Origin of the sequence: Amycolatopsis sp. NPDC047767, assembly GCF_040704195.1 — a bacterium.
Classification (GTDB): domain Bacteria; phylum Actinomycetota; class Actinomycetes; order Mycobacteriales; family Pseudonocardiaceae; genus Amycolatopsis.
The window spans coordinates 58066-70604 of sequence record NZ_JBEYSJ010000022.1 but is presented as its reverse complement, the minus strand read 5'-3'; the positions used below and the strand labels follow the sequence as shown (position 1 = coordinate 70604).

Sequence of the window (12539 nt, the reverse complement as noted above, 5' to 3'; positions counted from 1 at the left end):
GCCGCGAGGACAACGTTTCCGTCAGTCCACTGTGGACTTCGCCTTTTCCGCGAGGTGGCAGGCCAGGTACCGGATCTTGCGGAACTCGACGACCGGTCCCTTTCTGCTGTACGCCCACAAGTTGGCGTCCGCGTGCACGCCGAGCTCCCGGAACTGTTCCACGGCCTCCTCGCCGCGCCCGAGCTCCACCAGCGCCCGCGCGGCGTACGCCCGGCTCGTCGCCGTGCCCGGCGCGTCGCGGCCCTCACCGTCGAGCCAGGGCAGCAGCCGGTCGACGGCCGGCGCGACCAGCGGGTTCCGCCACGCGCCCTCGACCCCGCGGTACTCCGCCTCGTGCGCCGCGACCAGCGGCAGCCACGCCAGCTTCGGGTGCTTCGCCGCGCCTTCCTCGGCGAACGCCCACATCAGCTCGTGCGACCCGAACCACTTCTCGCACCAGTACTGCAGCGCGGACCCGTACGCGGGCAGGTTCAGCGGGTCGCGGGCGACCACTTCCTGCCACACCTCGCGGAACGCGTCGTTGTCGTACTGCCGGCCGCGGGCGACCGCCAGCATCGTCACCCACGGCGTGGGGTCTTCGGGCGCCAGCGCCGCCGCTTCTTCGACCGCGGGCACGGCGGACTCGAGGATGGCGAAGAACTTCTGGAACTGCTCGCGGCTCACGTGCTCGGCCCCCAGCCCGCTGCGGACCTGCCAGGCCAGCTGCACGAGACTCTCGGCGTTGACGGCGGCGGCGCCGGCGTCGTCCGGCTGCTCGCTCCGCCAGTGTTCGAGCCCGATCTCGTCGTTCGCCACGACCTCACCGAGGTGGCGGACGAGGACCGTCCGCCGGTCCCAATCGGTGCCGATCTCGGAGAGCAGCCGCGCCGCCGGCCGCCAGCCGCCGGTCACCAACGCCTGCTGGGCCTCGTCGATCTCGCGGTCGCGGATGAAGTCGGCGCGCGTGACCTCGCTGTCCGGCGGCAGGCCGAACTTCGTCACGTCCGGCATCTCGACCTTCGGTGCCTTCTTGTCCGGCGCGACGTACCGCGCCAGGTCTTCGCGGCTGAGCGAGGCGGTGAACTCCGCGACGGTCATCCCGCGTTCCCGGGCGGCCTTGGCCAGCGCGAACGCCGTCTTCCGGCGTCTCGAGTTGAACAGCAGGCTCACGAGTCCCATGGGTTTCCTCTCAAGAAACGATCGGGTCGGGTTCGGCCGCGGGCAGCAGCGCCCGCAGCCCGGTGGTGTCCCCGGTGACGGCGGCGTCGAGCGCCGGGTCGAGCGAGTCGGCGTACGGCTCGTCGAGCGCCAGCTCGGCCGGGCCGGACCACGACAGCGTCCAGTGCGCGAGCCCGGCGGTGGCGAGTTCCGAGATGACCACAGTGGACAGTCGCTCGCGGACGGACTGGCCGAGGAGCTCCCGGCGGGCTCGCGCACCGGCGCCGGCGGGCACCTTCAGGCCGGGGTCGGCCAGGTCTTCGAGCCGGCCGGCGTCGAGCGCGTCGAGCAGGCTGTGAAGCGAACGTCCGCTGAGGATCTTCGTCGCGTTCTCGCTGAACTGGTGGCGGGTGGCGGCGTCGGCGAGGGTCGGCCAGTCCGTCGGCTTCTTCCGGCGGGCTTCGGTCGACAGGCCCGTGAGCAGCGCTTCGTCGAGCGTCACGGAGGCGTTGTGGAGGATCTCGGTCGCCGACCGCTCGCCGCCTTCCGCCACCGGGACGACGGGTGCCGCTTCGAGCACCGCGATGCGCTCGAGCGTGGCGGGGTGGCTGTCGTACCGCGAAACCTCGTGCTCAGGCGGGTTGCGCCGCACCTCGTCGATCTCCGCCGCGCGGCTGTCGTCGGCCAGCAGCTGCCGGTAGCCCTCGGCGAGCCGGGCCGGCACGTAACCGGCGGTCCAGCCCATCGTCGCGTACGTGTTCAGGAAGAACCGCCACGACAAGGCGAGCGCCTCGATCTCGCGCAACGCGCTGCTCGCCGCGGCGGTGCCCGCGACCCTGGCGGCCGCGGCGTCGGCGGCAAGCTCCTGGTCGCGGCTCACCCGCATCGACACGGCGAAGTAGAGCTTGGCGTAGGCGTGGAACAGCGAGCGCAGCATTCGGCCGAACCAGCTGGTGCCGTTCAGTCCATTCACGACTCGGCCGATCGTCTGCCGGCCGCGGTAGGTGGCGCCGCCGAAGCGGGTGTCGCGGTTGCTGTAGTGCGCGAGCTCGTGGCCCAGCACCGCGCGGAACTGGTCGATCCGCAGGCCGGCGAACAGCTGCGCGCCGATGAACAGCCGGCGTCGCGTCACCTGCAGGCCCAGCCACCGCGTCTGTTCGTTCACGGCCGCGTTGACCTGCGGCACCAGGTAGATCTCGTCCGGCGGCCGGGTGCCGACGGCGTCGGCGAGCTCGCGGACGAGCGCCCACAGCTCGGGCTGCGCTTCGGGCGTCACCGGCAGCCCCGAGACGCCGTCGTCGTGGCTGCGTTCGATGGTGAACAGGGCCTGCAGCAGCACGTACACCGCCGGCACGGCAATGATCGCCAGCCGCAGCCCGATGCTCGGCGAATCGCGGATCGCCCACACCTCGATCGCGACGATGGCGGCCACGATCACCAGCACGAGCACCGGAAATCCGGCCAGCAGGACGACAGCGAGCAACGCTCGCGAAGAGTTCTTCATGGAAAAGCGGAATCCTCCCCCAGTGGCGCTACGAGCGCCGGGCTCGATCATCGTGCCCGATATCGCCGGGAACCTCGATTTCGTTTCGCTCACGAAACGAAGTTCTCCGGGTTACTCCGGCAAATCGTGCTATTCGGACGGTTCGCCGGTTGATCCATTGTGGAGCGGGCGCCGGGTTCGCCGCGGGAATCAAGCCGACGGAACGCGGTTGGGTTCGCTCAGGAGCGCGCGCAGGGCGGCAGAGTCTCCGGCTACGGCGGCATCGATCGCGGGGAAGAGCGTTCCGTTGTACCTCGGGGTCAGCAGGAGCGCGTCCACCTTCGACCACGAGATGGTCCACTGCGCCCCGCCCGCGCCGGCGGCCTGCGACAGGGCCACGAACGACAGCCGGACGCGAGCGGACTCGGTCACGAGCTGCCGGCGAGTCTGTTCGTCCGCGTCGGCCGGAATCGGCAGGTCGGGATCAGCCAGGTCCGCCAACCGCCCGGCATCCAGCGCGTCGAGCACGTCGCTCACCGAACGGTCCCGCAGGACTTTCGCGGCCAGCTCACCGAACTTGTGCCGTGAAGAGACGTCGGCGAGTGTGTCCCAGTCGGTGCGCTGCTTCGTGCGGCCTTCGTCCGACAGATCGGCGAACCACGCCGTGTCGAGGACCGCCTCGGCGTTGCGGAGGAGTTCGCTCGCCGGCCGGTTCTCAGTCCCGGGCCCCGGGATGACACCGGCCGCTTCGAACACCCTGATGCGCTCGGCCGTGGGCGGGTGGCTGTCGAACGGCGACGGCTTTTCCTCCGGTGGGTTCTGGCTCGGCCGCGCTGTTTCGCTGGCGCGGGTTTCGTCGGTCAGCAGCCGCCGGTACCCCTCGGCGGGCCGGTCGGGCAGGTAACCGGCGTCCCAGCCCATCAGCAGGTACTCGCGGGCGAAAACCAGCCACACGGCGCCGAGTGCCCTGATCTCGCGCAGGGCACTGGTCGCCGCGGCTGTGCCCGCGACCTGCGCGGCCGCGACGTCGGCGGCCAGCTCCTGATCGCGGCTCACCCGCGCCGACACGGCGAAGTACACCCAGCCGTACACGTGGAACATCGGACGCAGCAGCAGGCTGAACCACGACGCCCCGTCGAGTCCACTCAGGACTCGCAGGATCGCCACGCCACCGCGGTAGGTCGCGCCGGCGAACCGGGTGTCGCGGTTGCTGTAGTGCGCGAACTCGTGGCCGAGCACAGCCCGCAGCTCGGTCACGCGCAGGCCCGCGAACAGAGGGGCACCGATCAAGAGCGTGCGCCCCGTGACGCGCAGCCCGAACCAGTGCGTCCGCTCGGACACCGCCGCGTTGGCCCGGTTCATGATCCGGATCTCGTCAGGCGGCGCGGTTCCGACGGCTTCGGCCACTTCGCGGACCAGGGCCCACAATTCGGGTTGGGCCTCTCCGGTGATCGGAAGACCCGGGGCGTCGCCTGCGCGGTCGAAGGTGAACAGTGCCCGCAGCAGCACGTATGTCGCGGGCGCGGCGAAGACGGCGAACTCCAGCCCGTGGGAAAGCCGGTTGCGGAACGCGAACACCTCCACCACGACGATCGCGGCGACGAGCGCCAGCACCAGCAGCGGAAACCCGGCCAGCAAGACGACCGCGAGCAGCGCGCGAAAAGAGTTCTTCATGGACGGACGTTCCTCCCGCGGGGCGCGTCGGGCGCCAGGCCCGTCATCGTGCCCGATATCGCCGGGAGCCACGATTTCGTTTCGCCGGTGAATCCGCCGCGGCGAAAACCCGTGGCGCCGACTCGTCGTCCCGGGGGATGCTCTTCGAAGAATCCCAGCCAGGAAAGGAAAGTCATGTACACGGCGGTAGACGGTGCTCGCGTCCCGATCCGGATGTGGGCCGACCCCACGTCGGTCGAGGAACAGGCCATGCGCCAGCTGCGCAACGTCGCCAATCTGCCCTGGGTGCACGGCGTCGCGGTGATGCCGGACGTCCACTACGGCAAGGGCGCCACCGTGGGCAGCGTGATCGCCATGCGTGACGCGGTGTCGCCGGCGGCGGTGGGCGTCGACATCGGGTGCGGGATGAGCGCGGTGCGCACGTCGCTGACCGCGGCCGACCTGCCCGACGACCTCGGCCGGCTGCGGCGGCGCATCGAGTCGGCGGTGCCGGTGGGCTTCGGGCTGCACAAGACGCCCGTGAACCCCGCGAAGGTCCACGGCGTGGGCGGCTGGGACGCGTTCTGGAAGTCGTTCGGCGACCTCCACGAGGGCGTGCAGGGCCTGCACGACCGCGCGGCGCGCCAGGTCGGGAGCCTCGGCGGCGGGAACCACTTCATCGAGGTCTGCCTGGAACAGGGCGGCGCCGACGAGGGCCGCGTGTGGCTGATGCTGCACTCGGGTTCGCGCAACATCGGCAAGGAGCTCGCGGAGCGGCACATGGCCGTGGCGCGCAAGCTGCCGCACAACGCGGACCTGCCCGACCGCGACCTGGCCGTGTTCGTCGCGGGCACGCCGGAGATGGCGGCCTACCGGCGGGACCTGTTCTGGGCGCAGGACTACGCGGCGCGCAACCGCGCGACGATGGTCGCCCTGATCAAGCTCGCCGTCGCCGAGGTGATCCCGGGGACGACGTTCGACGACGCCATCAGCTGCCACCACAACTACGTCGCCGAGGAGACCTACGACGGCGTCGACCTGCTCGTCACCCGCAAGGGCGCGATCCGGGCCGGCGCGGGTGACCTCGGGATCATCCCGGGCAGCATGGGCACCGGCTCGTACATCGTGCGCGGGCTCGGCAACACGGCGTCGTTCGAGTCGGCTTCGCACGGCGCGGGGCGGCGGATGTCGCGGACGAAGGCGCGCAAGACCTTCACCGCGGCCGACCTCGCGGCCCAGACCGACGGTGTCGAGTGCCGCAAGGACACCGGCGTGGTCGACGAGATCCCGGCGGCCTACAAGGACATCGACGCGGTGATCGAGGCGCAGACCGACCTCGTGGAGGTCGTGGCGCACCTCAAGCAGGTCGTCTGCGTGAAGGGGTGAAGGTGCTCGCGGGGCCGTTCCGGGCCCCGCGATCCCGCTACGCTGGATCCATGACGAGGTGGGGAGCGGTGGTCGCGCTGGCGGCCGCCGGAGCGTTGCTGGCCGGGTGCGACCAGGTCAACTCGGCGGTGGACACGGCCAGCTCGACGGCCGACAAGGTCAGCACCTGCACGCAGGCGCTGGGCCTGGCGGACCTCAACCCGCTGGTCGACCCCGACAAGCTGAAGGCCCGCGCACAGGACAAGGAACAACGCCTGCGCGCGCTGGCAGCCGACGTGCAGGAGCAGGACGTGAAGAACGCGCTGCTCGGCATGGCCGACTCCTACGTCGAGGTGCAGAAGGAACACATCCAGGACGCCGGCGTGGTCGCCGCGTGGGCCAAGCGGAACGTCGCGAAGCTCGACGCGTTGCGCAAAGCCTGCAGCTGACCCAAGCACCCCAATGTGGCGTTGGGTGCGCTGAACGCACCGAACGCCGCGTTGGGTGCAACGCCGCATTGGGGCGGGTTGGTCAGCGGCGAGCCTGCACGGCCGCGGCCATCGCCGGCGCAGCGGCGGCGCGGCGCCGGTGCGTCCACAGCAGGCCCGCGGCGGCCAGGACCAGACCACCGGCACCCGCGGCGACGAAGCCCCACGCCGGGCTCGAGTGGTCGATCGCGAAGCCCACCACGGGGCTGCCCGCGGCCAGCCCGAGCCGCGTCGACGCGTCCTGCAGCCCCATCGCCTCGCCGCGCACGGCCGGGGGCGCGATGGCGCTCACCGTCTCCGTGGTCGCGGCCAGCGTCGGGGCGCAGAGCAGGTTCGTCGGGATCAGCACGAGCATCAGCAGCCACCACGGCTGGTCCGCCAGCCCCACCGGCAAGACCAGCGCCGCGAGCAGCAGCATCAGCACGCCCTGCGGCAGCGACTTCTTCACGGCGCCGTGCACGATTCCGCCGAGCATCGACGCCGCGCACATCACCGCGATGACCAGGCCGGTCCAGCCGACGTCACCGTGGGAGCGCAGGGCCGCCAGCGTCGCCACCTCCGTGCCGACCAGGCAGAACAGCGCGCCCGCGGCCACCAGCAGCGTCGCGAGCAGGCGGCCGGTGAGCCATGACCGCAGCGGCGGCCGGACCGAGCCGACGGGGGCGAGCTCGTCCTCGTTCCGGATCGGCGGGTTGAGCAGGAAGATGAGCAAGGCCGTGCTGCCGAAGAGCACGCCGATGCCGCTGAGCGTGAACGTGGCCGACAGCGACGTAATCGCCGCGATGCCGGCCGCCGGGCCGATCATGAACGACGCCTCGACCAGGATCGTGTCGAGCGAGTAGGCCGCGCGCCGGTGCTCGGCGGGCACCAGCGCCGCCAGGATCTGGCGCGCCAGCGAGCCCGCGGGCACGGACAGGAACCCGGCGGGCAGCGCGCACGCCACCAGCACCGCGTAGGAGAGGTGGGGTGCCGCGACCCAGAACGCCGTGGACGCGATGCCGCAGACGGCGACCACCGGACGCAGGCCGTAGCGGTCGATCGTGCGCCCGAGCAGCGGCGCGCCCAGCGCCATGCCGAGCGTGGTGGCGGCGCCGACGATGCCGGCCGCGCCGTAGCCGTGGCCCAGGTTGGTGACCACGTACAGGGTGAGCGTGACACCGGTCATCGTCATCGGCAGGCGCGCGAAGAACATCAGCGCCATCGACGGACGGACTCGGGACAGGGTCAGCACCTGGCGGTACGGCTCGAAGGGCACGTACCTCATGAGAGCAAATCCTGGTACGCGCGTGCAACTTCTTTTGGGGCGATCTTCGTGACAGTTGCTGTCAAACGAGAGTGACAGCGACAATCGCCGCATGACCCCGGCTGAACCGACAGGCCTGCGCGAACGCAAGAAGGCCCGCACGCGCGAAGCGATCCAGCGGCACGCGCTGCGGCTGTTCCAGGAGCAGGGCTACTCGACCACCACCGTCGAGCAGATCGCCGCGGCCGCGGACATCTCGCCGAGCACGTTCTTCCGCTACTTCCCGACGAAGGAGGCGACGGTCCTCTACGACCGCATCGACCCGCTCCTCGTCGAGGCCGCTCGCCGGCAGCCGGCGGACCTGACGCTGCTCGGGGTCGTGCGCGCGACGCTGCGCGAGGTGTACGACAGCCTGCCGCCCGAGGAGTGGGCCGAGGAGCGGCGCCGGCAGCTGCTCGTGTTCTCCGTGCCGGAGCTGCGCGCGAAGGTGATGGACAACTACGTCTCGGGCATCACGATGCTCGTCGAGCTGGCGGCCGAACGGACCGGTCGCGCCCGCGGTGACTTCGAGGTGCGCAACTGGGCGGGCGCGGTCGTCGGCGTCGTCCTTTCCACGGCGCTGGCGGCCGCGGCGGACCAGAGCGTCGATTTCGTCGCGCTGCTGGAACGCGCGTTCACGCATCTGGAAGAAGGCCTGCCGCTCTGAATCGGCGCAACTTCTGTTCCTGACGCGAAACAATTCGCGAATATTTTTGCGCATTCGTTTGCTGACCTCGGCGTGCTTCGCCGGGCGCGCATTCGTGCGCTGTTTCCGCTGGTCTCCGTGGCGGAGATCTGCCCGTGACCCGGCTACTCCACCTGTGGCGGTGCGTGCGTGGGGGACACCCCGACCGGAGCAGTGGCGACACGCGGTCCGACGGAGTGATCAGGGTAAACGATCACGTAATACACCTGTGTGGGTGAGCAGCAGGGCCATTCGTGGCGGACGGCTACTCCGAGTCCGATTCATGATCGGTCATGATGATCTTCAGGGGGATGGGCAAGCCGTCCACGTTAATCAATTGCGGGCATGTTCCCGAAAGACGGATTCGGCACGTAAGGGTTAGAAAACGTCCCTATCCGGTGATCGGCTGGTGCTGGGTCGACACGGCGGGTATCGATTTACCCGTCAGGTCTCCAGAGGCCAGGAGGTAAGGAATGAAAGGCAAGATTGGGCGGATCATCGCCTTGGTAGCCGCCGGCAGTCTGCTGGCCGTCGGCACCTCGGGGATGGCCTCGGCGAGCCCTGCGGGTGGCAAGGGCTCGTCGTCCACCGAGGCGGTCGGCGCGCAGGTGCTCCAGATGCGAGACGACCTGACGAAGGCCGCGTACGCCGGCAACGTCGGTCTGACGCGTGCCGACCTGGACAAGCTCAGCCCTGTCCTCGGCGACCTCGCCGCGGGCAAGCGCTACACGATCCAGTCGGAGACGCAGCAGCTCTCGTCGGCGGCCAAGGGCCGTGCGGACGAGTCCAGCCGCCTGCTGGCCGACCCGTCGGCGTCGCCGCGTCAGCTCCCACCGCTGCCGCTCCCGCCGATCCCGGACCTGCCCGGTCCGCTGAAGATCGTGAGCGACCTGCTGAAGGCCCTGCTGGGTGCCGTCACCGGCATCCTGGGCGGACTGCTCGGCTCCCTGCCGGTGCCTCCGCTGCCGGTGCCACCGTTGCCCGTCCCGGGCGCGTAGTCACCACCCCCGGAACCCGGGGTTTTCGGAGCCTGGTGCGGTTCGCCGCACCAGGCTCCGGTGGTTTCCGGGGCTGTTCCTTCTTTCGTAGCCGCCGCCGGTGCTGCCGCCGACCGGCGCACGGTGACTGTGCTGCGGTGCGACCGTCTTCGGCGCCGCGTTGTCGAGCGAGGGCCGGCGAAGCTCGTTGCGCTCGCCGTGGCGAGTGCCCTGCGCCAGCCTCCTCTCCTTCTGCTGTCGACAACTGGTGCTGCTGACCGGCGCACGGTGACTGTGCTGCGGTGCGACCCTCGTCAGCCCCCGCGCTGTCGAGCGAGGGCCATTGCGCTCGCCGTGAAGAGTGCCGTCCTTCACCAGTCTCGCGAGGCCGTCGCCCAGGGCTATTTCTCCCTCGGTGGCCGACCCGAGTCCCATGCGTCGCAGGTGCTCAGCTGTCGCGTGCGCGGAACTATGCGTGCGCGATCGACACTCCGCTCCGGCGTGACCGTCGTCGGCCCCGCGCTGTCGAGCGAGGGCCATTGCGCTCGCCGTGAAGAGTGCCCTGCACCAACCCCGCGAGGCCGCTGCCCGGGACTATTTCTCCTTCTGCTGCCGCGCCAATCCCAGCCGCAGCGCGCCGGCCAGCTCGGCCGTCGCCTCGCGGAAGCGGGAGCCGACGCCGGTGAAGTTCAGGAACCCGTGGATCAGGTCCGGCTGCCGGCTCACTGCGACGGACACGCCGGCTTCGCGCAGCTTCTCCGCGTAGGCCTCGCCCTCGTCGCGCAGCGGGTCGAAGCCCGCGGTCATGATGAACGCCGGCGGCAGTCCACTGTGGTCGGTCGCGACGAGGGGCGACAGGCGCGGGTCGGCCTTGTCGGTGCCGGCGGGGACGTAGTGGCCTTCGAACCAGGTCATCGACTCGTCGGTGAGGAACAGCTTCTCGCCGAAGATCTCGCGCGAGCGACGGCGCGTCGTGAAGTCCACGGCGGGGTAGATCAGCAGCTGGAACGCCGGCGCCGGGCCGCCGCGCCGCACCGCCGCCAGGGTCAGGGCCGCGGAGAGGTTGCCGCCCGCGCTGTCGCCGCCCACGGCGATGCGGTCGGCGTCGGCGCCGAGCTCGGCGGCATTCGCGTGGGCGTAGTCGAATGCCGCCAGCGCGTCTTCGAACGGAGTCGGGAACGGGTGTTCCGGCGCCATCCGGTACTCCACCGACAGCACGCGCACGCCGGCGTGCTTCGCGAGGTAGCGCGCGGCGTTGTCGTGCGTGGCGCGGGAGCCGACCACCCAGCCGCCGCCGTGGAAGAACACGAGCAGCCCGGACGGCTCCGGCAGTCCCGCGGGCGTGTAGAGAGTCGCGTCGAGCGACGCGTCGCCGGACGGGATCACCACGTCGCGCACGGCCACGGGCTCGATCGTCTTGCCGCTCACCAGGTGGCGGCCGAGCTCGAGCCCGAGGCGCGAGCCCTCGACCGAGTCGCCGACGAGCGCGGTGCCGGTGAGCTGCTGCAACCGCAGCAGAAGCTGGGCGTCGAGGGCGAGCTCCTGCCCGTCGCGCCGCAGCGGCGGGCCGGCGATGAGCCGCCGGACGGGCCGGGGCAGCCAGAAGACCAGCTGCGCGGCGGCGGCCTGGGCGCGGACCTGGAGCGGGATCGCCATCGTTCCTCCTCGGCTGTGGACCCCGACGTTACTTGTCAGTAGGTAGTGGGTCCAGTTGTGATCGAGAACTCCGTCCCAAAGCCTGGTCCTCCACTTAAGTCGAGGGGTTAGCCTCGGGGACGTGACTTCAGCCAAGACGGTGCTCGGGATCGGTGGTTCGCTGCGCGACGGCTCGCAGTCCGAGCGCGCCCTGCGGATCGCCCTCGACTCGGCGGCCGAGCTGGGGGTGACCACCGAGCTGATCCCCGGGCCGGAGCTCGTGCTGCCGTTCTACGACACGGCCGCGGGCGAGCGCGACGACCGCGCGAGGCGGCTGATCGAGAGCATCCGTCGCGCCGACGGCCTGATCGTGGTCTCCCCGGGCTACCACGGCGCGCTGTCCGGGTTGGTCAAGAACGCCCTGGACTACGTCGAGGACCTGCGCGAAGACACCCGTCCGTACCTCGACGGCCGCCCCGTCGGCCTCGCCGCCGTCGCCTTCGGCTGGCAGGCGGCCGTCACCACCCTCGACCAGCTGCGCACGATCACGCACGCGCTGCGCGGATGGCCCACCCCGCTGGGTGGTTCGATCAACTCCGCCGAGACCAAGTTCGACGAGTCCGGCGGCGCCTCCGACGACAAGAGCGTGCGCACGCTGCGCCTCATCGGCCGCCAGGTGGCCGAGTTCACCCTGTCGCGCTGAGGTTTCATCCGCCGGACGCCGGGTATTCCCCGGCGTGATGCCTGCCATGCGGTGGCAAGGTTCCGCTGATGCGGAACGTTGTTATCGATGAGACGCTGAGCCGGGCGTCCCAACGAGGAGGTAGGCGAAAGAATGGCTGACGCGATCTACACCGCGGCCGCGACCGCGCGAGGCGAGGGCCGCAACGGCGAGGTGACCTCGTCCGACGGGGTCATCGACGAGTCGCTGGCGATCCCGAAGGAAATGGGTGGCCCTGGCGGTGACAAGACCAACCCCGAGCAGCTGTTCGCCGCCGGCTATTCCGCCTGCTTCCACAGCGCTCTGCAGGCCGTGGCGCGTGCGGGGAAGGTGCAGCTGCCGGAGTCGACGGTGACCGCCGAGGTCAGCCTGTACAAGCAGGAAGTGGGCTTCAAGCTGGGCGTCGCGCTGAACGTCTCGCTGCCCGGCATGGACAAGGCCCAGGCCGACGAGCTCGTCGCGCAGGCGCACCAGGTGTGCCCGTACTCGAACGCGACGCGGGGCAACATCGAGGTCGCGCTCATCACCACGGTCTGACCCCGTTCCCGGCCGGCTTCCACCACCACGACACAGAAAGGACAACCCGATGGTCAACTCTCCCATCAAGAGCCCCCTGAGCGACGCCGACAAGGAGATCACGGGCAACGCCCTGCAGGCGACGCTCGTCGACCTCGTGGACCTTTCGCTGATCGCGAAGCAGGCCCACTGGAACGTCGTGGGCAAGAACTTCCGCAGCGCCCACCTGCAGCTCGACGAGCTCGTGGCCACGGCCCGCCAGTACGTCGACGAGGTCGCCGAGCGCGCCAACGCCATCGGCATCTCGCCCAACGGCAAGGCGAAGACCGTCGTCGAAAGCTCGGGCGTCCCGGACTACCCCGACAACTGGCAGTCGGTGGAATCCACGGTCGCCGCCATCGTCGACATCCTGGCGTCGCTCATCGAGCGCCTCCGCAAGCGCATCGACGAGACCGACAAGAGCGACCTGGTCACGCAGGACCTGCTGATCGAAATCACGCGCGCCTTGGAAGAGGCGCACTGGATGTGGCAGGCGCAGCAGGCCTGACGGTTCTTGCCGACGGGCCGCTCACCCTTCGGGGTGGGCGGCCTTTGTCG

Annotated in this window: 12 protein-coding genes; 7 read left to right on the top strand and 5 right to left on the bottom strand. The window is 70.5% G+C overall.

Annotated features, from left to right (window positions below; translation table 11 throughout):
• Positions 1-21: 21 nt before the first annotated feature.
• The 3 genes from AB0878_RS32485 to AB0878_RS32475 form a co-directional block, all read right to left on the bottom strand.
• Positions 22-1158, bottom strand: a complete 1137-nt coding sequence (locus AB0878_RS32485) for a DUF4034 domain-containing protein (RefSeq protein WP_366584022.1) — start codon at positions 1156-1158, stop codon at positions 22-24.
• A 10-nt stretch (positions 1159-1168) separates the two neighbouring features.
• Positions 1169-2641, bottom strand: coding sequence for a M48 family metalloprotease (locus AB0878_RS32480; RefSeq protein ID WP_366584021.1), 1473 nt, complete (start codon positions 2639-2641; stop codon positions 1169-1171).
• 189 nt (positions 2642-2830) lie between these two features.
• The gene (locus AB0878_RS32475; protein WP_366584020.1) at positions 2831-4294 is read right to left on the bottom strand and encodes a M48 family metalloprotease; all 1464 of its coding nucleotides are present in this window, start codon (positions 4292-4294) and stop codon (positions 2831-2833) included.
• A 174-nt stretch (positions 4295-4468) separates the two neighbouring features.
• On the opposite strand from AB0878_RS32475, the gene AB0878_RS32470 reads away from it, so the two are divergent.
• Positions 4469-5659: an RtcB family protein gene (locus AB0878_RS32470; RefSeq protein WP_366584019.1), complete on the top strand. Its 1191-nt coding sequence runs from the start codon at positions 4469-4471 to the stop codon at positions 5657-5659.
• Positions 5660-5709: 50 nt separating this feature from the next.
• On the top strand, positions 5710-6087 hold the full coding sequence (locus AB0878_RS32465; protein ID WP_366584018.1) for a hypothetical protein: 378 nt from the start codon (positions 5710-5712) through the stop codon (positions 6085-6087).
• An 82-nt stretch (positions 6088-6169) separates the two neighbouring features.
• On the opposite strand, the gene AB0878_RS32460 is transcribed toward AB0878_RS32465, so the two are convergent.
• The gene (locus tag AB0878_RS32460) at positions 6170-7327 is read right to left on the bottom strand and encodes an MFS transporter (protein WP_366584095.1); all 1158 of its coding nucleotides are present in this window, start codon (positions 7325-7327) and stop codon (positions 6170-6172) included.
• Between the two features lie 154 nt (positions 7328-7481).
• On the opposite strand from AB0878_RS32460, the gene AB0878_RS32455 reads away from it, so the two are divergent.
• The gene (locus AB0878_RS32455; protein WP_366584017.1) at positions 7482-8075 is read left to right on the top strand and encodes a TetR family transcriptional regulator; all 594 of its coding nucleotides are present in this window, start codon (positions 7482-7484) and stop codon (positions 8073-8075) included.
• Between the two features lie 491 nt (positions 8076-8566).
• A complete protein-coding gene (locus AB0878_RS32450) occupies positions 8567-9091 on the top strand; it encodes a hypothetical protein (RefSeq protein ID WP_366584016.1) in 525 nt (174 codons plus the stop codon).
• Between the two features lie 573 nt (positions 9092-9664).
• On the opposite strand, the gene AB0878_RS32445 is transcribed toward AB0878_RS32450, so the two are convergent.
• A complete protein-coding gene (locus AB0878_RS32445; RefSeq protein ID WP_366584015.1) occupies positions 9665-10726 on the bottom strand; it encodes an alpha/beta hydrolase in 1062 nt (353 codons plus the stop codon).
• Positions 10727-10847: 121 nt separating this feature from the next.
• Between AB0878_RS32445 and AB0878_RS32440 the strand changes: the two genes are divergently transcribed.
• The 3 genes from AB0878_RS32440 (at position 10848) to AB0878_RS32430 (ending at position 12489) form a co-directional block, all read left to right on the top strand.
• Positions 10848-11408, top strand: a complete 561-nt coding sequence (locus AB0878_RS32440) for an NAD(P)H-dependent oxidoreductase (protein WP_366584014.1) — start codon at positions 10848-10850, stop codon at positions 11406-11408.
• 132 nt (positions 11409-11540) lie between these two features.
• The gene (locus AB0878_RS32435; protein WP_366584013.1) at positions 11541-11963 is read left to right on the top strand and encodes an organic hydroperoxide resistance protein; all 423 of its coding nucleotides are present in this window, start codon (positions 11541-11543) and stop codon (positions 11961-11963) included.
• Between the two features lie 49 nt (positions 11964-12012).
• Complete coding sequence (locus AB0878_RS32430; RefSeq protein WP_366584012.1) at positions 12013-12489, top strand: DNA starvation/stationary phase protection protein; 477 nt, start codon at positions 12013-12015, stop codon at positions 12487-12489.
• The last annotated feature ends 50 nt before the right edge of the window (positions 12490-12539 follow it).

Bases quoted from the DNA above. Each gene is read 5' to 3' on its own strand.
- AB0878_RS32475 (WP_366584020.1), bottom strand. From the start codon at position 4,294: ATGAAGAACTCTTTTCGCGCGCTGCTCGCGGTCGTCTTGCTGGCCGGG.
- AB0878_RS32480 (WP_366584021.1), bottom strand. From the start codon at position 2,641: ATGAAGAACTCTTCGCGAGCGTTGCTCGCTGTCGTCCTGCTGGCCGGA.
- AB0878_RS32450 (WP_366584016.1), top strand. From the start codon at position 8,567: ATGAAAGGCAAGATTGGGCGGATCATCGCCTTGGTAGCCGCCGGCAGT.
- AB0878_RS32465 (WP_366584018.1), top strand. From the start codon at position 5,710: ATGACGAGGTGGGGAGCGGTGGTCGCGCTGGCGGCCGCCGGAGCGTTG.
- AB0878_RS32460 (WP_366584095.1), bottom strand. From the start codon at position 7,327: ATGGCGCTGATGTTCTTCGCGCGCCTGCCGATGACGATGACCGGTGTC.
- AB0878_RS32470 (WP_366584019.1), top strand. From the start codon at position 4,469: ATGTACACGGCGGTAGACGGTGCTCGCGTCCCGATCCGGATGTGGGCC.
- AB0878_RS32455 (WP_366584017.1), top strand. From the start codon at position 7,482: ATGACCCCGGCTGAACCGACAGGCCTGCGCGAACGCAAGAAGGCCCGC.
- AB0878_RS32445 (WP_366584015.1), bottom strand. From the start codon at position 10,726: ATGGCGATCCCGCTCCAGGTCCGCGCCCAGGCCGCCGCCGCGCAGCTG.
- AB0878_RS32485 (WP_366584022.1), bottom strand. From the start codon at position 1,158: ATGGGACTCGTGAGCCTGCTGTTCAACTCGAGACGCCGGAAGACGGCG.
- AB0878_RS32435 (WP_366584013.1), top strand. From the start codon at position 11,541: ATGGCTGACGCGATCTACACCGCGGCCGCGACCGCGCGAGGCGAGGGC.
- AB0878_RS32430 (WP_366584012.1), top strand. From the start codon at position 12,013: ATGGTCAACTCTCCCATCAAGAGCCCCCTGAGCGACGCCGACAAGGAG.